General features: G+C 69.1%; 24 protein-coding genes. 20 read left to right on the forward strand and 4 right to left on the reverse strand.

The genetic code is table 11. From position 1 onward, the window contains the following. Positions 1-8 precede the first annotated feature (8 nt). From OHA73_RS38475 to OHA73_RS38490, 4 genes are all read left to right on the forward strand, one after another. Positions 9-1,193 carry a sensor histidine kinase gene (locus OHA73_RS38475; RefSeq protein WP_327657444.1) on the forward strand — a complete coding sequence of 395 codons (1,185 nt, stop codon included), beginning with the start codon at positions 9-11 and terminating at the stop codon, positions 1,191-1,193. Between the two features lie 167 nt (positions 1,194-1,360). Further along, the gene (locus tag OHA73_RS38480; protein WP_327657445.1) at positions 1,361-1,801 is read left to right on the forward strand and encodes a hypothetical protein; all 441 of its coding nucleotides are present in this window, start codon (positions 1,361-1,363) and stop codon (positions 1,799-1,801) included. A 13-nt stretch (positions 1,802-1,814) separates the two neighbouring features. Next, the gene (locus tag OHA73_RS38485; protein WP_327657446.1) at positions 1,815-2,738 is read left to right on the forward strand and encodes an ABC transporter ATP-binding protein; all 924 of its coding nucleotides are present in this window, start codon (positions 1,815-1,817) and stop codon (positions 2,736-2,738) included. Beyond that, a complete protein-coding gene (locus OHA73_RS38490) occupies positions 2,738-4,354 on the forward strand; it encodes an ABC transporter permease (RefSeq protein ID WP_327657447.1) in 1,617 nt (538 codons plus the stop codon). The genes OHA73_RS38485 and OHA73_RS38490 overlap by 1 nt, the downstream gene beginning before the upstream one ends. 143 nt (positions 4,355-4,497) lie before the next feature. On the opposite strand, the gene OHA73_RS38495 is transcribed toward OHA73_RS38490, so the two are convergent. After that, a complete protein-coding gene (locus OHA73_RS38495) occupies positions 4,498-4,827 on the reverse strand; it encodes an HIT family protein (protein ID WP_327657448.1) in 330 nt (109 codons plus the stop codon). A gap of 60 nt (positions 4,828-4,887) precedes the next feature. Here OHA73_RS38495 and OHA73_RS38500 point away from each other — a divergent pair, with 60 nt between their 5' ends. The 8 genes from OHA73_RS38500 to OHA73_RS38535 all read left to right on the forward strand — a co-directional run bounded on the left by OHA73_RS38500 (position 4,888) and on the right by OHA73_RS38535 (position 13,339). Beyond that, positions 4,888-6,054, forward strand: a complete 1,167-nt coding sequence (locus OHA73_RS38500; protein WP_327657449.1) for an ROK family transcriptional regulator — start codon at positions 4,888-4,890, stop codon at positions 6,052-6,054. Next, positions 6,051-6,896: a sugar phosphate isomerase/epimerase family protein gene (locus tag OHA73_RS38505; protein WP_267068124.1), complete on the forward strand. Its 846-nt coding sequence runs from the start codon at positions 6,051-6,053 to the stop codon at positions 6,894-6,896. Before OHA73_RS38500 ends, OHA73_RS38505 begins: the two co-directional genes overlap by 4 nt. 1 nt (position 6,897) lies before the next feature. Then, positions 6,898-7,953, forward strand: coding sequence for a Gfo/Idh/MocA family protein (locus OHA73_RS38510; RefSeq protein ID WP_266723229.1), 1,056 nt, complete (start codon positions 6,898-6,900; stop codon positions 7,951-7,953). 256 nt (positions 7,954-8,209) lie between these two features. Then, positions 8,210-9,508 (forward strand): sugar ABC transporter substrate-binding protein, encoded by a 1,299-nt coding sequence (locus OHA73_RS38515; RefSeq protein WP_327657450.1) that lies wholly within the window; start codon positions 8,210-8,212, stop codon positions 9,506-9,508. A 315-nt stretch (positions 9,509-9,823) separates the two neighbouring features. Further along, positions 9,824-11,026 carry an IS110 family transposase gene (locus OHA73_RS38520; RefSeq protein ID WP_327657451.1) on the forward strand — a complete coding sequence of 401 codons (1,203 nt, stop codon included), beginning with the start codon at positions 9,824-9,826 and terminating at the stop codon, positions 11,024-11,026. A gap of 68 nt (positions 11,027-11,094) precedes the next feature. Beyond that, positions 11,095-12,078 carry a carbohydrate ABC transporter permease gene (locus tag OHA73_RS38525; RefSeq protein ID WP_266723232.1) on the forward strand — a complete coding sequence of 328 codons (984 nt, stop codon included), beginning with the start codon at positions 11,095-11,097 and terminating at the stop codon, positions 12,076-12,078. Positions 12,079-12,089: 11 nt separating this feature from the next. After that, positions 12,090-12,926 carry a carbohydrate ABC transporter permease gene (locus tag OHA73_RS38530; protein ID WP_327658606.1) on the forward strand — a complete coding sequence of 279 codons (837 nt, stop codon included), beginning with the start codon at positions 12,090-12,092 and terminating at the stop codon, positions 12,924-12,926. A gap of 50 nt (positions 12,927-12,976) precedes the next feature. Next, positions 12,977-13,339, forward strand: coding sequence for a hypothetical protein (locus OHA73_RS38535; RefSeq protein WP_327657452.1), 363 nt, complete (start codon positions 12,977-12,979; stop codon positions 13,337-13,339). A 120-nt stretch (positions 13,340-13,459) separates the two neighbouring features. Here the strand turns inward: OHA73_RS38535 and OHA73_RS38540 are convergent, their stop codons facing one another. Continuing rightward, positions 13,460-13,810, reverse strand: coding sequence for a PRC-barrel domain-containing protein (locus tag OHA73_RS38540; RefSeq protein WP_266723236.1), 351 nt, complete (start codon positions 13,808-13,810; stop codon positions 13,460-13,462). Between the two features lie 641 nt (positions 13,811-14,451). Here OHA73_RS38540 and OHA73_RS38545 point away from each other — a divergent pair. The 3 genes from OHA73_RS38545 to OHA73_RS38555 all read left to right on the forward strand — a co-directional run bounded on the left by OHA73_RS38545 (position 14,452) and on the right by OHA73_RS38555 (position 18,103). After that, on the forward strand, positions 14,452-15,495 hold the full coding sequence (locus OHA73_RS38545) for an aldo/keto reductase (protein WP_327657453.1): 1,044 nt from the start codon (positions 14,452-14,454) through the stop codon (positions 15,493-15,495). Between the two features lie 104 nt (positions 15,496-15,599). Then, a complete protein-coding gene (gene murJ, locus OHA73_RS38550) occupies positions 15,600-17,282 on the forward strand; it encodes a murein biosynthesis integral membrane protein MurJ (protein WP_327657454.1) in 1,683 nt (560 codons plus the stop codon). A gap of 110 nt (positions 17,283-17,392) precedes the next feature. Beyond that, complete coding sequence (locus tag OHA73_RS38555) at positions 17,393-18,103, forward strand: spermidine synthase (protein WP_266723240.1); 711 nt, start codon at positions 17,393-17,395, stop codon at positions 18,101-18,103. Positions 18,104-18,206: 103 nt separating this feature from the next. On the opposite strand, the gene OHA73_RS38560 is transcribed toward OHA73_RS38555, so the two are convergent. Continuing rightward, complete coding sequence (locus OHA73_RS38560; protein WP_327657455.1) at positions 18,207-19,070, reverse strand: ABC transporter permease; 864 nt, start codon at positions 19,068-19,070, stop codon at positions 18,207-18,209. Next, positions 19,067-19,975: an ABC transporter ATP-binding protein gene (locus OHA73_RS38565; RefSeq protein WP_267068114.1), complete on the reverse strand. Its 909-nt coding sequence runs from the start codon at positions 19,973-19,975 to the stop codon at positions 19,067-19,069. Before OHA73_RS38565 ends, OHA73_RS38560 begins: the two co-directional genes overlap by 4 nt. A 133-nt stretch (positions 19,976-20,108) precedes the next feature. On the opposite strand from OHA73_RS38565, the gene OHA73_RS38570 reads away from it, so the two are divergent. The 5 genes from OHA73_RS38570 to OHA73_RS38590 all read left to right on the forward strand — a co-directional run bounded on the left by OHA73_RS38570 (position 20,109) and on the right by OHA73_RS38590 (position 25,306). Further along, complete coding sequence (locus OHA73_RS38570; protein ID WP_267068113.1) at positions 20,109-21,407, forward strand: sensor histidine kinase; 1,299 nt, start codon at positions 20,109-20,111, stop codon at positions 21,405-21,407. Further along, positions 21,404-22,066: a response regulator transcription factor gene (locus tag OHA73_RS38575; RefSeq protein WP_327657456.1), complete on the forward strand. Its 663-nt coding sequence runs from the start codon at positions 21,404-21,406 to the stop codon at positions 22,064-22,066. The genes OHA73_RS38570 and OHA73_RS38575 overlap by 4 nt, the downstream gene beginning before the upstream one ends. A gap of 515 nt (positions 22,067-22,581) precedes the next feature. Further along, on the forward strand, positions 22,582-23,277 hold the full coding sequence (locus tag OHA73_RS38580) for a DUF998 domain-containing protein (RefSeq protein WP_327657457.1): 696 nt from the start codon (positions 22,582-22,584) through the stop codon (positions 23,275-23,277). A 29-nt stretch (positions 23,278-23,306) separates the two neighbouring features. After that, the gene (locus OHA73_RS38585) at positions 23,307-24,605 is read left to right on the forward strand and encodes a sensor histidine kinase (protein WP_327657458.1); all 1,299 of its coding nucleotides are present in this window, start codon (positions 23,307-23,309) and stop codon (positions 24,603-24,605) included. A 2-nt stretch (positions 24,606-24,607) separates the two neighbouring features. Beyond that, on the forward strand, positions 24,608-25,306 hold the full coding sequence (locus OHA73_RS38590; protein WP_327657459.1) for a response regulator transcription factor: 699 nt from the start codon (positions 24,608-24,610) through the stop codon (positions 25,304-25,306). Positions 25,307-25,676 lie beyond the last annotated feature (370 nt).

Genomic DNA, 25,676 nt, shown 5'->3' on the forward strand with positions numbered 1-25,676 from the left:
TGAGGCACATGATGCGAACCACACCCATCGGACTCGGGCGCCGGCGCGCCTTATGGTGCGGGCTGACGCTCGTCCTGCTGGGGCTGCCGGCGTTCCTCGGACCGCCCATGGCCCTGCTGCTCGCCCTGGTCGCGGTCGCCACCGTGCTGGCCGCCCTCGTGCCCTGGCCTCTGGGCCCGGTCACCCTGGTCCGGGCCGGATACGTGGTCGCCGTCCTCTCACTTGCCGTGGACCTCGGGTACCGGGGGCAGCAGGGGCTCACTCTGCTGTGGATGCCCTTCGAGTTCGCCGCACTGCTGGTGCTCACCGCACGCCTCGTACGCCGCGAACCCCGCCCGGTGCTCCCGGGTGCGACCCTCGCGATCGCCGCACTGGTGCTCCCACTGCGCTTCACCGTGCGCAACCCCGAGTCGGGCACCAACGGGTCCCTGCTCATGCTGGTGCTCACGCTGGTCCCCGTGCTCTGCGCGGTCGGCATCGGCATGCGGCTGCGTACCACGGACACCCGAAGCCGCCTGGCGGTTCTTGAGGCCCGCAGGGACCAGCGGCTGCACATGGCCCGCGTCCTGCACGACTTCGTCGCCCATGAACTGACCGGCATGGTCCTGGAGGTGCAGGCGGCACGCACCAGCGCCTACGACCCGGGCGAGTACGACGCCTTCCTCGCCCGGCTGGAGGAGTCGGGACTGCGGGCCCTCGATCAGATGGACCGCACCCTGGACACCCTGCGCCAGGCCGAGCAACTGCCCGCGCACGGCGGAGCCGCCGATGAGCCGGCCGAGGCTCCGACCCGGGTCCACGGACTCGTCGACCTGCCCGACCTCACGGAGCGCTTCTCGGCATCCACGTCCATTCCGACCGAACTCGACCTGGACGAGACGCTGGTGGGCACCCTGCGTCGGGAGAGCGACGAAACCGCGTACACCCTGGTCCTTGAGGCGCTGACGAACGTACGCCGTCATGCGGCGGGAGCGACCTCAGTGAGGGTCGGTGTACGCCGGGACGCCGAGGACCGGTTGTGCGTGAAGGTCATCGACAACGGTGGTCAGAGCAGCCCGCTGGTCGGGGACCGGGACGGCGGCGGCACCGGCCTCGCGGGTCTCGACGAGCGGTTCGCCCTGCTGGGCGGGGGACTTGAGGCCGGACCCGACGGCACGGGCTGGCAGGTCACCGGCATCCTGCCGCTCCTGTAGCGGCTCGACGACACCGGCTGAACCACGCCCGGGACGGGCCTCGCACAGACCCCGGCACCGGTCCCGAATCAGTCCCCGAATATCTGCCGAACGGCAGATGCCCAAAGGGGCGCGGCAGACGAGTCTTGGATCACTCACCGAGAGAGACAAGAACCCCGGAGGACACCGTGCTCCCTCGCAACTGGTCCCGCGCCCTGTTGGCCGCCCCCGCCGTAGCCGTTCTGGTCACAGCCACCGGATGCGCCAGCGCGAAGGACGCCGAACCCGAGAAGAAGACGTTCTCCTTCCAGGGGAACACCCTCGACGTCAGGTCTCACGGCATCCCCACCGATCTGGTCGCCTCGGGCCGCGACGACGTCCTTGTCACCCGGTGGTTCGACGTGGGCTTGGGCGCCGACGACGAGGCGAGCTGGGAACTGGCCAAGGGCACGCTCGATCTGCGGGCCATGTGCAGCAAGCTCGCCAACTGCGATGTGCGTTTCAAGGTCGAGGTGCCCAAGTCCGTGAAGGTGCTGCGCAACGGCCGCCCCACGGATCTCAAGGGGGCCAAGAGCCAGGCTGCGGGCAGCCCGTCGCAGGCCGCCACCGCCATCCGGACTCGGGTGTAAGGGAGCCACCGGCATGCTGGAACTCATCGACATCACGAAGGTCTACCGGGGCGGCAAGCGTGCCGTGGACGGGATGACCCTGCGCATGGAGAGCGGAATGGTCGGCCTGCTCGGCCCCAACGGCGCCGGCAAGTCCTCGCTCATGCGGATCGCCTCCACCGTCACCCGCCCCACCAGCGGGCAGGTCGTGTTCAACGGCACCGACGTGGTGGCCAAACCGGACGTGCTGCGTCAGGCCCTCGGCTACCTGCCGCAGGACTTCGGCGTCTACCCGAACCTGACCTCACGGGAGTTCCTCTCCTACCTGGCCGCGGCCAAGGGCCTGTCCGCCCGCTCCGCACGCGCACGTATCGACGAACTTCTCCAACTGGTCAACCTGACAGAGGCAGTCAAACGACCCCTGGGCAAGTACTCCGGGGGCATGATGCGCCGCGTCGGCATCGCCCAGGCATTGCTCGCCGACCCGCAAGTGATCATTGTCGACGAGCCCACCGCGGGCCTCGACCCCGAAGAACGCGTCCGCTTCCGCAACCTGCTCAGCGATCTGGCCGCGGACCGCGTGGTCATGCTCTCCACCCACATCGTCTCCGACGTCGAGTCGGTCGCCGCCGACATCGCGGTCGTCGCACAGGGGCGGCTACTGCGCCGTGGCTCCCCCGAGGACCTCCTCGCCGCGGTGGACGGCTGGGTGTGGGACGTCCTCGTGGACCCGGCCGATGTCGCCGCCGTACGGGAGCGTCACCTCGTCTCCCGGATGGTGCGCACCACCAGCGGTGTACGGGTGCGGCTGATCACTCATGTGCCGCCGTACGCCACGGCGCAGCCAGTCACTCCCGACCTTGAGGACGCCTATCTGGCGATCGTCAACCAAGTCGGCCCGAAGAGCAGCGAGTTCACCTCGCAGGACCGGACCGTGGACCTGAGGGGCGGCTGGTGATGGGTGCTCTCTTCCGGCTCGCGGCAGCCGACTTCTGGGACCGGGTGAGGCGCCCGGCGTACGCGGCGATCCTCTGCGCCGCGGTCGTTCTGGGCTACCTCGCAACGCCCGGCAAGGACGCCGGCTGGGTCGTGATGCAGATCGGCCGCTACCGAGGCGAGTACAACAGCGCCTACATCGGCATGGTCGTCGCCCTCGCGGGCGCGGTCTGGCTCTGTCTCGGTGGTTTCTATGTCGTACGCAATGCCATCTCCCGCGATGAGAGCACCGGTGTGGGACGGCTGCTCGCGGCCACCCCGATCAGCAACGCCACCTATCTCCTGGCGAAGTTCCTGAGCAGTGTGCTGGTCCTGGCCTCCATGCTGGGTGTGCTCGTGGTCACCGCGGTGGTCATGCAGCTGGCGCGTGGCGAGGTCCTGGCCATCGATCCCGTGGAACTGCTCAAGCCCTTCGTGCTGATCGCACTGCCCCTCATGGTGTTCACCGCGGCCGCGGCGCTCCTTTTCGAGACCATCCCGCTGCTGCGGGCGGGGCTCGGCAACATCCTCTGGTTCTTCATCTGGGCGTTCATCGCCATCGGCGGGCAGTCGCCCAACGCCCCGCTCGGCGGGATCGGTGTGCACGGCGTCGTGCAGTCGCTCGGCGGTGACATGAGGGCCCAGGGCATCGACCCCTCCAAGGTCGGCGAGTTCAGTCTCGGCCTGACCCTGGTGGACAAGCCGCTCGACACGTTCGTCTGGCACGGCTTCGGCCCCGATGCCGACTATCTGCTCTCGCGGTTCGCCCTGGTCCTGATCGCGGCAGCCCTTGTCCTCGTCCCGGCCTTGTGGTTCCCGCGCTTCGACCCGGCGCGCGGTCGTGAGGTGGCTGATCCGGCGCGGCAGAATCGTGCCGACGACTCCCGGACCTTCCCGGGCACCCCTGCCGTCGTCCTGTACGAGGAGCCCGGCGCCGCCGGCCCCGATGCCTTCGGTGGCGTCCCCAAGACGCCGGTCAAGCGCGGGAACGGGGCCCTGCGCCTGCTGTTCGGGGAGGTGCGCATCCTGATCCAGGGCGTTCCGCTCTGGTGGTGGGGCGGAGTCCTCGCACTCGCCGCGATCTCCCAGATGATCACCCCCGCGACGGGCGTCGCCAGGTTCCTGCTGCCGATGTGCTGGATCTGGCCCGTGCTGATCTGGTCCCGGCTCGGCACCCAGCGCCATGAATCCGGGGTCGAGGCGATCCTCGGCGCCTACCCCACAGCCCGTCGCCGCATCGCCTCCGAGTGGGCAGCAGGCTTCCTGCTCACCGCGGTCGCGGGCATCGGACCGGCCGTGCGGATGGCCACCGGATCGGACACCACGGGCCTCTTCCACTGGTTCCTCGGCGCGTTGTTCATTCCCTCCTTCGCTCTGGTCCTCGGCACGCTCAGCCGTACCCACCGCCTCTTCCAGGCCGCCTATCTGCCCCTCTGGTACGGCACGGTCAACGGCATCACGCCGCTCGACTTCATGGGCGCCCTCCGCGGGCCCGACGGAGTGCCGGTCGGCATGTCCCCGGGCCTGCTCATCGGCAGCACCGCGGTGATGCTCGCCATCGTCTTCGCCTCGAGCGCGGCCCGACGCGCGGCTTCGTGACGTCCGGAACTGCTCGGGCACCGCACAAAAGCCGGCCGGGGCCGCCCTTTTGCAGGGCGGCCCCGGCCGGTGCACCGGAGGCCCGATCGCTCTGTGGTGCACGTGCGGGGTACCACCCCTGCGCCCACGGCACTTTGCTGTCCCTAGGACTTGAGTGCGGCGCGCAGGCGCTCCGCGTAGGCGCGGCGGCGTTCGGCGGGGAGCGCGTCGGGCTGCGGAGCCGAAGCGTAGAGATCGTCGCCGGGGTAGCGAGGGAAGAGGTGTTGGTGGAAATGCCAGACGGTTTGGCCGCCGGCGGGCTCGTTCTGCTGGCGAGTGGAGACGCCCGCACAGTCGTATTCGGGCTCCAGGTTCGGTGACTGACCAGCAGCCAGGAGCAGCGCCAAGCCGCGCCCGTCGGAACACGCCTCGTCGACGCCAAGCCCGCAGCCCCAGCACACCGTCCCAAGCCACCCTTGTCCCCGCCCACCCATTCCGATACCGTATTTATTAAAGCCGGTTTCCATAAGGGGATGGGGGCGATGGACACCGCGATGGACACTGCACGGGAGGCCGTTCAGGCGGAGCGGGCGGCGAATCAGGTTGCGTGTCTGGGGGTGTTGGCCGAGGCCGATGGGGCGCGCACGATCGGTGTGATCAGTGAGGCCACCGGCCTGTCGCGGCCGACGGTGGGTGCCGTTCTCGACGACCTCGTCGACCTCGGAATGGTCGAGGGTGTCAGCGCTGCGACGGCAGGGCCCGGCCGGCCTGCCCGTGCTTTTCGGTTCGCGCGTGAGGGCGGCCTTGTCGCCGGGGTCGACCTGGGGCCCCGAGGGGCGCGCGCGGTCATCTGTGACCTGTCCGGTCGCCGGGCCGGTTACGCGGAAGTGCCGCCCCACAAGCACGCCGACCTCGCGTTGATTTCGCGCGCGCTCGACGCCGCGGCCGGTTCGTCCGACCTTGACCACGACCTCGGACGGCTGCGTGCGGTCGGTGTCGCGCTGCCCGGTGTCGTCGAGACGGACGGGCGGCTGCGTGCCAGTCTCGCGCTGCCGGACCTGGTCGGTCTGCCGGTCGCGGAGCTGCTGGCGAAGGACCTCGGCCGGCCCGTGGTCGTGGACAACGACATCAAGCTGGCCGGTCTCGCGGAGCAGCGCGCGGGCGCGGGCCGCGGATATTCCGATGTCGTCTATCTGCAGATCGGTCACCGGCTGTCCGTGTCGGTCGTGTTGGACGGTTCGATCCGGCAGGGCAGTCATCGCCTCGCGGGCGAACTCGGTGCGCAGCGCGGCATGCGCTGGACGCGGAACGCGCGGCGAGGGCAGTTGGTCTGGTCGTCGCGCCCGACGAGCGCGCAGGTGCTGAGCGCCGCCGCCGCGGGCGACGCCGACGCGCAGGCCGAAGTCGAGGACTTCTGCGCGCAGATCGCCGAGCGGGTCGCGACCGTGCTGCTGGTGGTCGACCCCGAGGTCGTGGTCGTGCGGGGCGGCGCGGCGAAGGACGTAGGAGCGCTGCTGCGGCCGCTCGAAGCCGCGATCGAGAAGGAGTTGGTCTTTCCCGAGCGTCCGTCGTTCGTCGCGTCCGGTCTGGGGCGCGAGGCAGTGGTGCTCGGTGCCGTCGGCAACGCGTTCGACCAGTGCGGTTCGGAGATCTACGGAGTCCACGGCTATCCCAGCCCATGGGCCCGCATCACACACGACGTGGAGGGGATCACCAAGTGAAGCTCGGAGTCAGTTCGTACTGCTTCCGCCAGCTCCTGAGCAGCGGCGAGATGGACCTGATCGGTGTTCTGGACTGGGTCGCGGCCTCGCGGGCCGGGCACATCGAGATCGCCGCGACGGACGGGGCGTACTACCTGGAGAACGAACGCGTCGTACGTGACACGGCGAAGCATGCCGAGGAAGTCGGCGTACCGATCGTCAATTACCTGGTGAGCGGCGATCTGAGGGAGGGCGACGGCAAGGAAGTCGACCTGCTGCGGCGGCAGTTGGACGTCGCGCAGCGCTTCGGCGCCGGGATCTTCCGGCACGACGTCGCACCGTGGGCATGGCGTGAGCGGGACCCGGGGGAGTTCGAGTCGACCTTCGAGAAGGTCGTCGAAGGCTGCCGCGCGGTCGCCGACCACGCGGCGGAGCTCGGCATGGTGTCGACCATCGAGAACCACGGCTTCTTCATGAACGGCAGCGACCGTCTCGCCCGGCTCGTGCACGCCGTGGACCGTCCGAACTTCCGCGTCACGCTCGACCTCGGCAACGGCCTGTGCGTCGGCGAGGTACCGGGGAAGACCGCCGCCGGCCTGATCGACGTGGCGGCGTCCATCGGCGTGAAGGACTTCCACATTCGCCGCTCCGCGGGGGAGGGCTGGCTGAAGACGCTCGCCGGCGACTACCTCCTCGGCACCGTCTCGGGCCACGGCGACGTCGATCTGCCCGGCCTCCTTGCCCTGGTCGCCACGAAGCCCGACGTGCCGGTGAGCCTGGAATTCGAGGGCATGGAAGCGCCACTGCCCGCCATCGAGCACTCCCTTGCGAACATTCTTCGACTGACGGAAGGCGTGGCCTGACATGACGACCCGTATCGCAGTGATCGGCCTCGGGGCCATCGCCACCGAGCACTTGAGTGCCTACCAGAAGAACGACCAGGCCGAGCTGGTCGCCGTGTGCGACATCGACCCGGAGCGGGCAAAGGCCCGGGCCGAGCAGTTCGACGTGGAGCGGGCCACGACCGACGTCGAGGAGATCCTCTCCGACCCGGACGTGGACGCCGTGAGTGTCTGCGTGCCGAACACCCTGCATGCCCCCATCGCCGAAGCGGCGCTGCGGGCCGGGAAGAACGTACTGATCGAGAAGCCGATGACGGTCACCGTCGCCGAGGCCGAGTCGCTGGTCCGGGCCGTCGAGGAGACCGGACAGGCACTACAGATCGGCTACGTACGCCGGTTCGCGCCGAACGCGCTGGTGACGAAGCGGTTCCTGGACGCGGGCGAGTTCGGTGACATCTACGCCGCACGCGCCACGCTGCTGCGCGCCGCCGGGAACCCGGGTGGGTGGTTCGGCGACGTGGAGCTGTCGGGCGGCGGTCCGCTGATCGACCTGGGCGTCCACATCATCGACCTGTGCTGGTACCTGATGGGCAGGCCGAAGGCGGTGTCCGCGTCCGGTGTCACGTTCGCGCCGCTGGGTGCGCGCGACAACATTCAGAACCTCAAGCGGTACCGCGCCGCATCGGCGGCCCGGCCCAACACCGTGGAGGACTACGTCACCGCGCAGCTCCGCTTCGAGGACGGTCAGGTGCTCGATGTGGACACGTCGTACTCGCTGCACGCGCGCAACGAGATCAGTGTGCGCATCCACGGTGACAAGGGTGGCGCGGAGATCGAGCCCGAACTGCTGATGCTCACCGAGCGGCACGACACACTCCTGCATGTGCGGCCGCAGATCGACTCGCTCGGCTTCGACTTCAAGGTCGGGTTCGCCAACCAGATCGACCACTTCCTGCGGATCTGCCGGGGCGAGATTCCGGCCGATGCCACCGCGGAACAGGGCCTGGAGATGGCCCGCATGCTGAGCGCGGTCTACGAGTCGGCGAAGAGCGGCGCCGAGGTGAAGATCGAGCGCTGACCTGGCCGATTCAGTTGCCCGGGATCGCCCCGTCCCGGGCAACTGGCATGCCTTCGCCGTTCCTTGGCGGCCGCCCGGAACCGACTGCACCACCTGCGTCGGCCGGTGCGCCAGATGCACGGTCTGCAACGCGGATCACAGTTCAGTCGCCACTTCCAAAGGGGTCTAGACCTCCTGGTGAGAACGTGGTGAGAATCTGCGTGCTCACGGGCAACAACACTTCCCTGCTGTACTGCTGCAAGAGGAGCCACCACCCATGAACCGACGCGTCATCGCAGCCACCAGCACCGCCCTGGCACTGGGGCTCACCGCTACCGCCTGTGGAGGGGGTGGCTCGGAGGCCGACGGCGGGACCGACGGCAAGGGCAGGACGCTCAGCGTGTGGGTCATGGAGGGGACCAACCCCGACGCGAAGCCCTTCTTCAAGGAGGCCTCCGCCGCTTTCGAGAAGAAGACCGGCGCCAAGGTCAAGGTCGAGTACCAGCAGTGGGCCAGCGCCCAGCGGAAGTTCACCACCGCGATCGAGGGCGGTGCCGATCAGGTGCCCGACGTCGCGGAGGTCGGCACCACCTGGGTTCCCGGCTTCGCGGACAAGGGGGCGCTCGTCGACGTCTCCAAGGAGGTCGAGAAGGCCGGCCTGTCCGACGACCTCGTCCCCGCCCTCAAGGACGCGGGCACCCTGGACGGCAAGCAGTACGGCATGCCCTGGTACGCGGGAGTCCGCTCGATCGTCTACCGCAAGGACATCTTCAAGAAGCACAACATCAAGCCCCCGACCAACTGGAAGGAGCTGCGCTCGGCCGCCAAGACCCTGAAGAAGGACGAGCCGAAGATGATCGCCTTCCCCGTCGCCAGCGGCGCGGAAATGTTCACAACTCCCTTCATCTGGGGCGCGGGTGGCGAACTCGCCGTGGAAAAGGGCGGTAAGTGGAAGTCGGCCATCAACTCGAAGAAGTCCGTCGAGGGCATCACCGCCTACACCGACCTCGCCCTCAAGGACAAGGTGTCCCCGGCCAAGGTCAACACCTGGACAGAGAAGGAGGTCGGCGACGCCTGGAACAAGGGCGAGGTCGCCATGTCCCTCTCCGGCAACTGGACCCCGAAGGCCTTTGCCGAGGCCAACCCCGACCTCAAGGGCAACCTCGGCGCCATTCCGATCCCCGGCCAGAACGGCGGCATGTCCCCGTCGTTCCTCGGCGGCTCCTACCTCTCCGCGTTCAAGACGGACAAGCAGGCGCTGTCGTGGGAGTTCATCAAGCTCCTCACCACCGGCAAGTTCGCCAAGAAGTGGGCCGAGCAGAGCAGCTACCTGCCGCCCACCAACAGCGACCTCGACAAGATGCCCGACAAGGACGACGCGCTGGTCAAGCCGTTCGTCAAGCAGTTCAAGGACGGCGGCGCGAGCGTGCCCAAGGCCAAGTCGTACACCGAGATCCAGGCCACCCAGGTCATCCCGAAGATGGTCCAGTCGATCCTCGCCGGCAAGGCCACGCCGCAGCAGGCGGCCGACAAGGCGGCCAAGGAAATGGACGCCATCTTCGCGCAGGGCGAGTGACACTCACGGTCGCACGGCCGAGCGGTGGGTAACTCCCACGCCGCACCCCTCAATCCCCCGTTATGTTTTCTGCGGTCCTGCAAGAGGGCCGCTGGCCTCCGGGCCCGGCATGACTGTGTCCCCCTGTCCAAGATGACCTGGGGGGTGGTGTTCACCGGGCCCGAGAGGTGCCGTCGGAGACGCTGATAAGAGGCCCGACCACCGTCCGGTCCGGCGCAATGCCGAGACAGTTCACGGACGGCAGGTCTGCATAACGTGGATGCGCGAGAACGACACCGACGCCAAGGCCAGCCGCACCAAAGGAGTTGAAGCACGATGTTCGACACCAGCGACGTCGGCGTGTTCCTCGGCCTGGACGTCGGCAAGAGCACTCACCACGGCCACGGGCTCACCCCGGCCGGCAAGAAGGTCTACGACAAGCCACTGCCCAACCGCGAGCCGAACCTGAGGGCCGTCTTCGACAAGCTGGCCGCCAAGTTCGGCACCGTGCTGGTGATCGTGGACCAGCCCGCCTCGATCGGCGCTCTACCGCTGACCGTCGCGAGAAACGCGGGCTGCAAGGTCGCCTACCTGCCGGGACTCGCGATGCGCCGAATCGCCGACCTCTACCCCGGCGAGGCGAAGACCGACGCAAAGGACGCCGCGGTCATCGCCGACGCGGCCCGCACCATGCCGCACACCCTGCGCTCGCTGGAGCTCACCGACGAGATCACCGCCGAGCTGACCGTGCTGGTCGGCTTCGACCAGGACCTCGCGGCCGAGGCCACCCGCACCAGCAACCGGATACGCGGCCTGCTCACCCAGTTCCACCCCAGCCTGGAACGCGTCCTCGGACCCCGGCTCGACCACCAGGCCATCCCCTGGCTCCTGGAACGCTACGGATCCCCGGCCACCCTGCGAAAAGCCGGACGCCGCAAGCTCGTTGAAGTGATCCGGCCCAAGGCCCCGCGGATGGCCGCCCGGCTGATCGACGACGTCTTCGACGCGCTCGACGAGCAGACCGTGGTGGTCCCCGGAACCGGCACGCTCGACATCGTCATCCCCTCCCTGGCCCGGCAACTCGCAACCGTCCACGACCAACGCCGCGCCCTGGAAGCCCAGATCAACACCCTGCTGGAACAACACCCTCTTTCCCAGGTCCTGACCTCGATGCCGGGGATCGCAGTCAGGACCGCCGCAGTCTTGCTGGTCACCGTCGGCGACGGCACCAGCTTCCCCACCGCCGCCCACCTCGCCTCCTACGCCGGCCTCGCACCGACCACGAAGTCGTCCGGGACCTCCATCCACGGCGAACACGCACCACGCGGCGGAAACCGCCAGCTCAAGAGAGCCATGTTCCTCTCCGCGTTCGCGGCCCTGCACGACTCCACCTCCCGCACCTACTACGACAAGTGCCGGGCCAGAGGAAAGACCCACACCCAGGCCCTCCTCCGCCTCGCCCGCCACCGCATCAGCGTGCTCTTCGCCATGCTCCGCGACGGCACCTTCTACGAACACCGAACCCCACGCCTCGCTTGACGAAAGACATAGAGGCACCCCCTCCGCACCCCTCAACCCTCCCCGCACATCCGACCATTGAGAGCTCCATGAACCGCTCGCTCGCCACCGGGACCGTGGATGCCCCGGAGCGCCAGGGCAGCCGGCCGTCCGTGCCCTCGCCCGAGTCCGAACGCCTGCTGAGGCGTAAGCGCCGGACCACCCTCACCCGGCCCTGGCTGCTGCTCGCCCCCTCCCTCGTCGTCCTCGCAGGACTGCTGCTCTGGCCGATGATCCAGGTCGGGATCCTGTCGCTGCAGGACTACGAGGTGAAGTTCGGCGGCGGCGTCGCCACCTTCACCGGCTTCGACCACTACGTCGAACTCCTCAGCGGCGATCTGCTCTGGAAGACGGTGCTGCCCAACACCGCGTTCTTCGCGGTGGCCTGTGTCGGCCTGACGGTGGTGCTCGGCACCGCGATCGCTCTGCTCCTGGCCAGGCTCGGCCCGGTCTGGCGGACCATCTGCTCCACCGCGATCATGGCTGCCTGGGCGATGCCCGCGGTGACCGGTACCTACGTGTGGATCTGGCTCTTCCAGCCGGGCGACGGCCTGTTCAGCGCTCTGGTGGGCGGCTCCGACTCCAGCAACTGGTTCACCGACCGCCTCTCCTTCTACGCCATCGGGACCCTCAACGTGGTCCACCACGGCTTCCCGTTCGTCGCGATCACCGTCTTCGCCGGACTCCTGACCATTCCCAAGGAGCTCTACGAAGCGGCGATGCTGGACGGCGCGAACGCCTGGCAGCGGTTCTGGAAGGTCACCGTGCCAGCCATCAAGCCGGTGTTCCTCGTGGTGACGATCCTGTCGACCATCTGGGACTTCAAGGTCTTCACGCAGATCTTCCTGATGCCCGGAGGCCAGGGCCAGAACGAGCAGGTCGAGAACCTCGGCGTCTACTCGTACCTCGAAGCCTTCGCCAAGGAAGACTATGGGACGGGCGCCGCAGCGGCGGTCCTGCTCACCCTCCTCCTTCTCGTGATCACCATCATCTACATCCGCACCCTGTTCAGGCAGGGGGAGGAGGACCTGTGAGCACCACCGACATGCCCGCCACGACGCGGTCCTCCCTCGGCTCCAAGGTCGGTCTGCCGGCAGCCGTCGCCGCACTCCTGATCTTCGCCCTCTTCCCGATCTACTGGATGGTCTCGACGGCTCTGGACCCGAGCGCCCAGAGCCGCGGAGCGAACCTCCTCCCCGGCGGCTTCACCTTCGACCACTTCAGTACGGTCTTCGAACGCGGCAACTTCGGTACGTACCTGGTGAATTCGGCGATCGTCGGCCTGGGTACGGTCGTGGTATCGGCGGCCCTCGCGCTGTTCGCGGCTGTCGCGGTCGCCCGCTTCAAGTTCAAGTTCCGCACATCCGTGCTGGTCATGGTCCTGATCGTGCAGATGGTGCCGCTCGAGGCGCTCGTCATCCCGCTGTTCATCCAGATGCGCGACTACGACATGCTCAACAGCCTCCTCGGCCTGACCATCGTCTACACCGCGCTCTCGCTGCCCTTCGCGATCTGGACCCTGCGCGGCTTCGTGCAGACCGTGCCCAAGGAGATCGAAGAGGCGGCGTACATCGACGGCTGCTCCTGGTGGCGGATGTTCCGCTCCGTACTGCTGCCGCTGGTCGCGCCCGGGCTCGTCGCCACGTCGATCTTCGCGTTCATCACCGCGTGGAACGAGTTCGTCTTCGCGTACACCTTCATGAAGAGCAGCGACAAGTACACGGCCGCGGTCGGCATCTTCCAGTTCTTCGGTGAGAACACCACCAGCTGGGGCCCGGTCATGGCCAGCTCCACGCTGGTCACGGTGCCGGTTCTGATCTTCTTCGTGGCGGTCCAGCACCGGCTCGCCTCCGGCCTTGCGGCAGGAGCGGTCAAGGGCTGACCCCCTACGCCCCAGCCTCACGGTCCGTTGTTGCCCGGTACTGTCCAGGGATGAGCGACGACATGGATCCCCTGCTGAAGCGCCTGACCGATCGAGTGGAGCGGGAGGGGCTCGCCCTGCCGATCACTCTGGTCGTGAACGGCACCACCATCACCGGAGAGGTCGTGCCGCACGCTGTGTGGGCCGGGCACATTGCGGAACAGCTTGCAGACTCGGAGAGCCGGGCGAGCATATTCGCCGACGACTTCACGTGGGAGCAGAAGCAGCCCGAGCGTGATGGTGACTATCTGCATCTGAACGGAGGGAAGGTTGCCAGCGCCGGGGCTGTATTCCCTGAGCGCGGTGGCCTGTTCCGTATCCGGTTGGCGCACGTGAACGGTTGGTTCCTGGGGGAGATCCAGTCCCACGGGTGAGGGTGAGAGCGGTGGCGTGCCCGCCACTGGGGCAAGGGTGAGTGGGAACTTCGTCCCCTCATGACACCGGGGCCGGCCGAAGAGCTCGGCCGGCCCCGGTGGTCGTGATGGTTCGGACGGTCAGATGCGGCCCTTGCCGTAGTAGGTGCTGATCTGGTCGTGGTACCCGGCGTCTCCGACGTGCTTGTCCTTGTCGAATTCGGGGGCGTCCTTGATCTGTGCCTTTGAGCGGTCGACGTGAATCGTCCTGTTGACCGTGTCGATCCGGGACACTGTGCCTGCGGGCAGCAGGACATGCTTGCCGAAGATCCACACGCCGGTGTCGACGACGAGGTAGGCGGAGCCGACCTCGTCCGAGTGCTTGTCGACCTTGCCGATGCTGCCGTCGGTGGCCTCCACCTTGAAGCCGATCAGATCGGCTCCCGTGGTGTGGTTGCTCGTCGGCGGATAGCCCCACATGTTCTCGTTCACGTTCGGCTCCTTCATCGACGATGTACGGCCCGGAGCGCCCTGTCCAACGGTTCCGGCGCTCCTCGGATCGGCGGGTGCCCCCGCCCCGGGAATGAACACAGATGACCAAGGAGCAACTGCGGCGCGGTTGCCGGGCGAACGTGAGGCCGCCGGATTCCCGGTCCGCCGAGTAGACGCTCCCCGCTGCGGTCCGACCTGCCGTGCCGCAGGCAGGGCGTGCCGGCTGTGAGGAACCTTCGGCGTGGGACTCTCACCGAGGTGCAGGCCGGGGGCCTGCCCTGCCTTTCTCGTTCTACCGCCCGAAGGACGCGCCCCCAGGAACGGGCTCACCAGCGCCGCCTGCTCGACCGGTGGTGCGGTGACCAGTTCGGTCTCATCGGCCCGCCACATGACCGGCTCATCCTCGTCGCGCCAGGTCAATCCCGTGTGCCACCGCGGCATGGCCACCCCGCACAAGGCAGCTGCCATCTCTGGTCCGTTGCCTCCCTGGGCCGCGATCCTGTCGATTCGGCCTCGCCCGCGCCTTGCCTGGCCACTGGACAGCTGACCCGCTCACGGGCCCTGTCCGTTCCCGTCCCTTCCGGATGCACGTGCGCAGGGGGTTGCCTTCGCGTGCACTTCAACTCCTAGCGTTCGCGGGCATGGAGACGACCAACGTGAAGAACGGGACGAGCACCACCGCGACGCACGCGCCGTACACCAGGGTCCTTGGACGCAGCGGGATCGAGGTCAGCGCGCTCGGTTTTGGCTGCTGGGCCATCGGCGGGCCCTGGCAGGGGCTTGGCGGGGAGCCGCTCGGCTGGGGCGAGGTCGATGATGCGGAGTCCGTGCGTGCCGTGCGCCGTGCGCTGGATCTCGGCGTGACCTTCTTCGACACCGCCGACGCGTACGGGACCGGGCACAGCGAGCGCGTGCTGGGGCGGGCGCTGGGCAAGCGACGGGCGGATGTCGTCGTGGCCACCAAGTGGGGCAACCTCTTCGACGAGGAGAGCAGGGTCCGCACGGGCGGCGACGACTCACCGGCGTACGTACGGCGCGCGTTGACCGCGTCGCTGGCCCGGCTGGGTACCGATTACGTGGACCTGTACCAGCTGCATCTGTCGGACGCTGATCCCGAGCGGGCCGCGCTGCTGCGGGACGCCTGCGAGGACCTCGTGGGGGAGGGGCTGATCCGGGCGTACGCGTGGAGCACCGATGACCCGGAGCGCGCGGCTGTCTTCGCCGCGGGCCCCCACTGCGCGGCCGTGCAGCACCGCTGCAACGTCTTGCAGGATGCGCCCGAAATGCTCGCCCTGTGCGAGGAGTTCGACCTCGCGAGCATCAACCGCAGCCCGCTCGCGATGGGCCTGCTGACGGGGAAGTTCGTGCCGGGCAACACGCTCGCGACCACGGACATCCGCAGCGCTCCGCCTGCCTGGCTGCCGGGGTTCGCGGTGGGTGGCGGCGTCGATCCGGAGTGGCTGTCGCGTGTGGAGGCGGTGCGGTCCGTCCTCACGAGCCGCGGCCGTACCCTCGCTCAGGGGGCGCTGGCTTGGTTGTGGGCGCGCAGTCCGCGCACGGTGCCGATCCCCGGATTCCGGACGGTTGCCCAGGCGGAGGAGAACGCCGGGGCGATGGAGTTCGGACCACTGTCGGCGGGCGAGCTCGCCGAGATCGATCGTGCCATGGTCTCGCGCAGCTCATGACGGGGCGGCCGGCCGAAGTCCAGAGCGCGAAGTCCAGAGCGCTGAACCGCTGTGTGTGAGGGAGCCAATTGGGGCCCTGAGACCTTGGGGCATAAGTTGACGGCATGGTTGAGGGGGCGAACTCCGCGGCGCAGACCATGCCGCAGGAGCAGCAGAACAGGGGACGGCATGCCGTCCGACCGAAGAAGGACAAGGGCGGGCTGGCTCGTTCGTCGTTGCTGATGGCTGTCGGCACGGTGGTGTCACGGGCAACGGGACTGATCCGTCAGGTACTTCAGGCCGCAGCGCTCGGCACGGGTCTGCTGGCCAGTACGTACAACACGGCGAACACCGTGCCGACGAGTCTGTACACGCTGCTGATCGGTGGCGCGCTCAACGCCGTGTTGGTGCCGCAGCTGGTTCGGGCCAGGGCAACGCAGCCTGATGGCGGACGCGCTTACGAGCAGCGTCTGGTCACGCTCGTGGTCTGTGTGCTGGGTGTGGGGACGGCGCTGGCGGTGTGGGCGGCGCCGCAGATCGTGGGCCTGTACATGCGGGACACCCCGGACAGTCACGAGGCGTTCGAGCTGACGGTGACGTTCGCGCGGTTCCTGTTGCCGCAGATCTTCTTCTATGGGCTCTTCAGCATCTACGGGCAGGTGTTGAACGCCCGCGAGAAGTTCGGCGCGATGATGTGGACGCCGGTGCTGAACAACGTCGTGCTGGTCGGCATGTTCGCCGCCTATCTGGGGCTGATGACGGTTCCCGACCGGGTGGAGGACATCACCGCCGACCAGGTGCTGTTGCTGGGGATCGGGACGACGGCAGGCATCGCCGTGCAGGCCTTGGCGCTGATCCCGTTCGCGCGGGCGGCCGGTTTCCGTTTCCGCCCGCGGTTCGACTGGCGCGGCACGGGCCTGGGCAAGAGCGTTCACGCGGCGAAGTGGACGCTGCTGTTCGTCCTGGCCAACCAGGTCGCCCTGACGGTGGTCACGAATTACGCCAACGCCGCCGACCAGGAGCTGCCGCAGGCCGGCGCGGGCTACTCGGCGTACACCTACGCGCAGACCATCTGGATGCTGCCGCAGTCGATCGTGACCGTGTCCCTGGTGACGGCCTTGCTGCCGCGCATGAGCCGCGCCGTCGCTGAGGGACGCATCCCGGATCTGCGCGCGGACCTGTCCCGGGCGCTGCGGATCAGCGGCGTGGTCATCGTGCCCGCCGCGTTCCTCTTCCTCGCTCTGGGGCCACAGATCTCCTCGCTGCTGTTCGCCCACGGCGCGGCGGACGCCGACTCGGCCCGCCCACTGGGGTACATGCTGCAGGCCTTCGGACTCGGCCTCATCCCCTTCTCCGCCCAGTACCTCCTGCTGCGCGGCTTCTACGCCAGCGAGGACACCCGCACCCCGTTCCTCATGGCCGCCTGGATCGCGGGCGTGAACATCGCCCTGGCCACCGCCTGTCATGTGCTCCTGCCCGCCCGCTGGGCGGTCGTCGGCATGGCCGGCGCCTACACCCTCTCCTACGTGGCCGGTCTCGCACTCACCGCGCATCTGCTGCGCAGGAGACTTGGGGACCGCATCGACGACGGCGACCTGCGCCGCACCTACGTGAAACTGTTCTGCGCCGCGGGACCGGCCGCAGGACTGGGCTGGGCCGCAGCGCGTGCGTGTGCGGGCCTGGGAAGCGGAACGTGGCCCACGGCCGTCGCACTGGCTACCGGGGCGCTGGCGACAGCCGTGGGGTACCTCCTCCTCGCCCGGCTGATGAAGGTCAACGAGCTGCGTCGCCTGCCCGGGATGCGCTGAGTCCAGGCGGGCCAGCGGTCGTCGTCGCGTGGGGCCGAGCCTGCCGGTCGTGCGCCGCTTCGTACGCGAAGATGGTCGCGTTTCCCGGTTCGACTCGGCGGAGGCCGCGTATGAGTACTCGTTTTCAGGAGATCGACTGGCGTCCCACGCCCCTGGGTGACATCAGCCTGCGCCGCAGAAGGGACCCGGCCACTGGTGAGGACGTGTACGAGGTGAAGCTGGGGGAGGAGTTCCTGATGTCGAGCCTCTTCACCGCGGCCGAGATCGAGCTTGCCCGGCTCGGCCTCGGCGTCCTTGCGGACACGGAGCTGGATGTCGCCGTGGGCGGTCTCGGCCTCGGATACACGGCTGGGGCCGCACTCGACGATCCGCGGGTGCGTTCGGTGACGGTGATCGAGGCGCTGGGAGAGGTGATCGATTGGCATCGGCGCGGGTACGTGCCACTGGGCAGTCGTCTCACGTCGGACGACCGGTGTCGGCTGGTCGAGGGCGACTTCTTCGCGAGGGTCGCCGAGGGCGGTGGCCTGGACCCGAGTGAACCGGACCGCCGCTTCCACGCCATCCTGCTCGACGTGGACCATTCTCCCCGGCACGTGCTGCATCCCCGGAACGCGGCCCTCTATCGGCCCGACGGGCTGCGCGCGCTTGCTCAACTGCTCGTTCCGGACGGTGTGTTCGCCCTCTGGTCGAACGACCCGCCGGACCGGGAGTTCGAAGCCGCGCTCGAGGAGGTCTTCTCGAGCGTGCGGAGCCACGTCGTGGAGTTTGCCAACCCCCTGCAAGGTGGGTCGTCCACCAACACGGTATACGTGGCGCGGTAGTTGGTGGAGCGAGAGGCGGAGCTGCTGTGCCGGGCGGGCAACAGCTCCGCCTCTCGCTCAGGGCGGCACCCCGGCCGATCAACACCGGGCGACCTTCGACCACTCACTGATCCCGCCGGTGGACGCTGGTGACGGCGATCGCACATGCGGCGCATGCCCACACCGCGTACACGGTCCAGGCTCCACCGATGGTCCAGGGGAAGAGCGTCGGGGAATCTCCGACCTCCACGAGCCGGAGCCACGCAGGGTAGGGCAAGGCGTGTTGGACGACCGCCGACCAGCGGCGGTCGTCGGTGAGGACGAGGGGCAGCACGAGGACGACCACCACCGAGGTGATCACGGTGGAGGCGGTGTACCGGATGGCGGCGCCGAACGCGAGGCCGGCGAGCGCGCACACCGGGGCCAGCAGCGCGGAGGCCAGGACGACACGGAAGGCTCCCGGAGCGCTGATGGAGACGCCCGCGTCCCGGCCGTCGAGGATCGCCTGCGTCACGGCGAACGAGACCCCTGCGACGAACGCGCCGAAGACGGTCGTGACCATGGTGACGACGACTGCCTTGGCTGCCATCACCGAGCGGCGGGCCGGGACGGCCGCGAACGTCGTCCGGATGGTGCCCGTGCTGCACTCGCCGATGATCGTGAGGGCGCCGATGACACTGAGGGCGAGGGCCATGAGCAGGGCCGCGTTCGCGCTGAAGGCCTGCTGCAGCGCGATCCCGTCGCCGGCGAAGGAGGCGCGGTCCTTGGACACCTGCAGTGTCCAGTGGCTGTACGTGTCGTAGGCGATGCCCGCGTTGAAGCCGACGACCGCCAGGGCGGTGGTCCCGTAGGCGATCCAGGTCGAGCGCAGCGACCGGTGTTTGATCCACTCGGCGGCGACCAAGTCCAGGAAGTGGGGGATGGGTTGGCGTTCGCGGGTGGCAAGTCCGCGACCGGGAACGTCCGTTGTCGTGATGGTCGCATTCATCGGGACTCTCCTCCGGGGAACTGGACACGGTCGGCGGTGAGTTCCATGAATGCCTCTTCCAGCGAGGCGGAGCGGGTAGCGAGTTCGTGCAGCGGGAGATCGTGCCGTCGGGCGATCTCGCCGGTCCGCACCGCGGTCAGGCCGGTCACGGTGAGCCGCTCTCCGTCCACGTGCACGGCCGCACCCTCGGCCGTCAGCAGGTCCCTCAGGGTGGTCGCGGCGGGTGTGGTCACGGTGACGTTCTGCCGGGTGCCGCGGGCCGAGAACTCGGCGAGGCTCTCTGCCGCGAGCAGCTCGCCACGGCCGATCACGACCAACTGGTCGGCGGTGTGCTCCATCTCCGACATCAGATGGCTGGAGACGAACACGGTACGACCCTCGGCGGCGAGCCGTCCGAACAGCTGACGCACCCACTTCACCCCTTCTGGGTCCAGGCCGTTGAGCGGCTCGTCGAAGAGCAGTACCGGTGGGTCTCCGAGCAGCGCGGACGCGATGCCGAGCCGTTGTTTCATGCCGAGCGAGAATCCGCCGATGCGGCGTCGGCCGACCTCGGCGAGACCTACCTCCTGCAGCACCTCGTCCACCCGGCCCCGCGGGATGCCGTTGCTGCGTGCCAGCGCAGACAGATGCGCCGCCGCGCTGCGCCCGCCGTGCACATCGTGCGCGTCGAGGAGGGAGCCGACATGACGCAGGCCGCGAGGGCGGTCACGGAAGGGCCGGCCCTCGATGGTGACTGTGCCGCTGGTGGGTTTGTCCAGGCCGAGGATCGCCCGGAGTGTGGTGCTCTTGCCGGAGCCGTTCGGCCCGAGAAATCCGGTCACCCGACCAGGGCGCACGGTGAAGGTCAGGTCTTTGACGGCTGTCGTGCCGCCGTATCGCTTCGTGAGTTCCTTGACTTCGATCACGGAGCCCACGGTGCCGTTCGGTGCCCCCGGTCGTCGTCGGACCAGTGCTGACAATCGTCGGGCGCGCGTGTCGACCCTGGTTGTACGACCACAGGCCGATGTTCCGTCGCGGGTACGCGCTTACGATCTCGGCATGTCCGCCTCCTCACCCTTACCGTCGCCGCTGTTCAAGCGCATTCCGCCAGGTCTGTGGACGGCGCTGGTGTGGGTCGTGGCAGCGGTACAGCCCATCGTCCAGTACGTCCTGGTGCCGCATCAGCATGCGTACTCCCGCAGCTATCCCCAGGACGGCCTTGACGCGCTCACGGCCCGGGCGCTGCTCGCTCTTGCTCTCCTGCTGGTCCTGTCGGGCAGCGCGCTGCTGCGTCGCCGGGCCGCGGTGGCGTACGGTCTGGTGCTCGTCGGTACGGTCGTCCTGTCGGTGGCCTGGCGGCAGGACGAAGCTCTGCCCCTGCAGTTTCTGGGCGTGGATGTCGCCCTCTGCTACGTCGCGGCCACCCGGCCTCGGCGCACCGCGATCACCGCGACCGCCGGAGCGCTGGGCGTGCTCACCGGATACCTCGCCCTGCGGTGGATCACGGGAGGGGAAGCCGGCACCGCCTCGGAACCGTTCATCGCCCTGACGGTCGTCATCGCCTGGCTCGTCGGCAACTCGATACACCAAGCCCGTACTCACACTGCGGAGTTGCACGCCCGGGTCGCGGCCCAGGCGGTCACCGCCGAACGGCTTCGTATCGCCCGCGAGATGCACGACACGGTCGCCCACAGCATCGGCATCATCGCCCTGCAGGCCGGAGCCGCGGCCCGAGTGGTGGAGACGCAGCCGGCCAGGGCCCGCGAGGCGATGATCACCGTGGAACACGTGGGGCGAGAGACGCTGGCGGGCCTGCGACGGATGCTGGGCGCACTGCGGCAGGCTGACCAGGGACAGGCCGACCAGGGACATGCACAGGCCCCTCTGCGGCCGGCCGTCGGTCTGGCGGATCTGGAACAACTCGCCGCGACGACCACGGCCGCCGGTGTCCGCGTGGAAGTGCGGTGGCAGGGCGAACGCCGACCGCTCCCCACGGACGTGGACCTCGCGGCGCTCCGGATCGTCCAGGAGGCGGTGACCAACGTCGTACGGCACGCGACTGTTGATCACTGTCAGGTGAAGGTCGAATACCGGGAGGACGAACTCCTCGTCGAGGTCGTCGACCGCGGGAAGGGCTGCGGCACAAACACGAAGAACATGACCACGAAGAACACGGACACGAACACGAAGAACACGGACACCGGATTCGGTCTGGTCGGCATGCGGGAGCGAGTCGCCCTACTGGACGGGCACTTCACCGCCGGGCCGCGTCCGGGAGGCGGCTTCCGGGTAGCCGCCCGGCTACCGGTACCGACAGCGGCAGGCACCGAACCCGCAGAGAAGGCTGGAGCCAGATGACCATCCGCGTGGTACTCGCCGACGACCAGCCCTTGGTCCGCGCCGCCCTGCAGATGGTCATCACCGACACCACGGACGTCCAGGTCGTGGGCGAGGCCGCTGACGGCGCCGAAGCGGTCCGACTGGCCGGGGAACTCACCCCCGACGTAGTGGTGATGGACATCCGGATGCCCGGCATGGACGGCATCGAAGCCACCCGCCTGATCACCACGGGCCCCGGCACCGCACGCATTGTTGTGCTGACGACCTTCGACGAGGACGACCACGTCTATGGGGCGCTGCGCGCCGGCGCATCCGGATTCCTGGTCAAGGACATGGACTTGGACGACATCCTCGCCGCGGTCCGCATCGTGGCCGCCGGCGACGCCCTCATCGCACCGAGCGTCACCCGCAGACTGATAAAGGAGTTCGCCGACCGCCCCACGGCAACAGCGCCGCCACGACGGACAGAGCTCGAGCGCATCACCCAGCGGGAACGCGAGGTGCTCACCCTGGTCGGCAACGGCCTCTCCAACGCCGAAATCGCCGACGAGCTCTCCATCAGCGTCGCCACCGCCAAGACCTATCTGACCCGGCTCCTCGCCAAGCTCGACGCACGTGACCGGGTGCAACTCGTGATCCTCGCTTACGAAGCGGGGCTGGTGGCACCGTCCTACTGAGCGAACTCCCCCACACTCCTTCGAAGTCGACGTCGAGTTTGGGGGCGTACGTGTCGGCGTCCGTGACGTCGCCGCGGATGGCACCTTGTTCGCGTGCCCGGGCGGTGAGTGCCTCGACCGCGACGCAGAGGTCGGCGATCGCGTCCCGCCTGGCAAGTCACCTCCTCGTTACCGCAGTTGCAGCTGGCGGCCCGTCCGGGCACCGGAGATGAGCAATCCCGTCCGGCTGACGCTCGTACGGCTCCAGGGCGGGGCGACCGAGTCCCACGCGCCGAACCTCAAGAGACGTCCACAACCAGGAGCCAACCCCGCTCCGGCGTACACCGTTCGGTGTATGACGTGCGCCAGAGGCGCAGGCGCAGGTGACCGCACGTGGACGACGACGTGAGGGGGCCGGACTTCTAGCTTGAGGGTGTCGGACTCGGGACCGGGTCCGACACCCCTCCTGTACGCCGGGCCCTGCGGTCATCGGGCTCGGCGGGGGAGGGGCCGGCCCCGATGGAAGGCAGGACTCCATGTTGACTCAGACCGAATCGTTCTCCCGCCGGGACACCGACCGCCGGACGAGGACGGCCCCGGGCCGTCGCCTCGCGCTGTGGCCTGCCGCCGCCGTCGCCGCCTCGGTGGCAGCCATCGTCGCCGCGGACCTGGTCAACCCCGCCTACAGCCCGGTCACCGAGGTGATCAGCCGGTACGTGAACGGGAACCACGGCTGGCTGATCACGGCCGCGCTGCTCACCATCGGCGTCGCCTCGGCGGCGAGCGCGGCGCGGCTGCGGAGCGCCGACGTGTCCCGGACGGGGCGGGTCGCGCTCCTGGTGTGGGCCGCCGGGGTGTTCGTCGCCGGGATCTTTCCCGCCGACCCGCCTGGGCTGTGGGGGCAGCCGTCGCCGGCGGACATGGTCCACGGGATGGCCGCCACCCTTGCGTTCGTGGCGCTGCCGCTCGCCGCGCTCCTGCTCCACCGCGGTCTCGCGGCCCGTTGGGCGAGAGGCGCCGCACTCCTGCGGGTCGTCTCCCGGTTCTCGTTGGTCTCCACGGCCGTTCTGGTGGTGTTTCTGGGCGACGTGATGGGCGGGCCGTCGCTGTCGATCGGTGGGTTCCCCACCGTGGTCGGGCTCGTCGAGCGGATCGCGTTCGGCGCAGATCTGCTCTGGGTCGCGCTCGCCGCGGTCGCCGTCTCCCGCCCCGCGACGCGGCGTACGAGGTGAACGGCGGTGCGGATAGGCACAATTGCCCGATGACCGGGGAACGGACCGCTACAGAGCCGACGGAATCGTACGCTGACGAGCCCACGGCACGGGAGGACGTCGTCGACGGCCGAGGCACGCGTCCGAGCCGGTCGTGGGCGTCGCCGGGACGGCCCGTGATCGCCCTGGCGGCCGCGACGGCGGTGGCCGTGCCCACCGGAGAGGCGCTGGCGGGCAGCGGCCCGACCGTGGCCGGGACGGCCCCGCTCGCCGCCGGACTCGCCCTGGCGCTGTTGGCCGGGTGGCGGTGGCCGCTGGCCGCGCTGCTGGTCAGTGCGCAGATGGTGATCGCATGCCGGGCCGCAGGCCTGTTCGACGCAGGCTGGATCTGGCCTGCCTCCGCCGCGTACTTCGTGGCGGCGGCGTCGGAGCGGCCCGTGCGAGGGCGCCTTCGCCGACTCATGAGCTCGGGGCCCGCGCTCGCCGTCGCGGTCGGCGTCTTCCAAGTCGCCTTCGCCGCCAACTGGCAGTTGTTCGTGGCGGGCGCGGAGGCCCGCCAGGTGGTCGCCGGGCTCGGTGCGGAGACACTGTGGCTGGGCCTGGTGCTCGCCGCCGCGACCGCGTACCGCAACTGGCGGCGCTGGCGCGCGGAGCTGTCCGCCGGTCTGGAACGGGAGGCCCGGGAGCGGGAGTTGAAGGCGCGTGGCCGCGCCGAGGCGGAACGGCTGCGGATCGCCCGCGAACTGCACGACGTGGTCGCCCACACCCTCACCGTGGTCGGAGTGCAACTCCGGGTCGCCGTCGAGGCGATGGAGGATTCGCCCGAGGAGGCGCGGGACGCCCTGGACACCGCCCAGCGAGTGCGGACCACGGCCGTCAACGATCTGCGCGCACTGCTCGGGGTGCTGCGGGACCCCTCCGACGCGGCGGGGCCGGCCATGGAACTCGCCCCGGAACGCGGGCTGGAGGGCATCGGCGACCTCCTCGCCCAGACCCGGGTCGCCGGCCTGAAGACCGGCGTCGAGATCTTCGGCGCCCCGGAGGCCGTTCCCGCGCCGGTGGCCCTCGCGGTCTACCGGATCGTGCAGGAGTCGCTGACCAACGCCATCCGGCACTCCGGTGGCGGGCGCGTCGACGTGACCCTGCGATGCGGGACGGACGTGGTGGACGTCCTGGTCCGCGACGACGGCAACGGCGGGGCGCCGCACGCGACCGCCGGATACGGCGTCCACGGAATGCGCGAGCGTGTCTCGGCCCTCGGCGGTACGTTTTCGGCTGGTCCCGCCGCATCGGACGACGGCCGCGGCGGTTACTCCGTCCGGGCCGTGATACCTGTGCCAAGGTACTGACCATGACCATTACGGTGCTGATCGCCGACGACCAGTCCCTGGTGCGGGCCGGATTCCGCAGCCTGCTGCGCAGGAGCCGGGACATCGACGTCGTGGGGGAGGCGGCCTCGGGCGGCGAGGCGGTGCAGACCGCGCGCGCCCTGCGCCCGGACATCGTCCTGATGGACATCCGGATGCCGGGAACCGACGGGCTGACCGCCACCGAGACCATCACCGGCGATCCGGGCCTGGCCGGATGCCGGGTCATCGTGCTGACCACCTTCGAGACCGACGAGTACGTGTTCGCCGCGCTGCGCGCCGGGGCCAGCGGCTTCCTCAGCAAGGAGATCGAGCCGGAAGACCTTCGTCAGGCGATCCGCGCGGTGGCCGGGGGCGATGCGCTGCTGTCGCCGAGCGCGACCCGCCGGGTGGTCGAGGAGTTCGCGCAGCGGCCCGCCGTGACCCCGTCCGTGCTCCCGGACCGCCTCGCCGTGCTGACGTCCCGTGAACGCGAGGTGGTGGGCCTGGTCGCGGCCGGACTCTCCAACGAGCAGATCGCCGCGCGGCTCATGATCAGCCCGATGACGGCCAAGACCCATGTCACCAGGGCCATTTCCAAGCTGGGTGTCCGCGACCGCGTCCAGCTCGTCGTGCTGGCCTACGAGACGCGGATGATCCAGCCGGGCCACACCGTGGCCGACGTGCTGCAGCGCGAGCACTGACGGCCGTCGACCCCCGGTACGGCGGAGCGCCGCGGCTCGGGGCGCCCGGCCCGTACGGCCACGCCTCTCAGGCGCCTCTCCCAGGTACGCCTCCCAAATACCTTTACGCCACCCAGGCCGGCCGTTGGCGACACCAATGAGCTCAGGCCCTCTGTCGGCCCTTGATCGGTACCGCCTCCTGGCCGCGCTCCCTAAGGCGTACGCTTCTGGCAAGATCCACATCTGCCCTGCTCCGGACACGGGCCTTGGGACGGGTATGCAGGTGTAGCGGCGGATGATCTCGTGTAGAACGGCGAGCAGTTCAACGTCGGCGAGGGAACTCGGAAGGCAGCGAGTGAGTTCCGGGACGTGTGTAGTGGAGCGACGGGGA

This window comes from Streptomyces sp. NBC_00483 (assembly GCF_036013745.1).
In the GTDB taxonomy this organism is placed as follows: Bacteria; Actinomycetota; Actinomycetes; order Streptomycetales; family Streptomycetaceae; genus Streptomyces.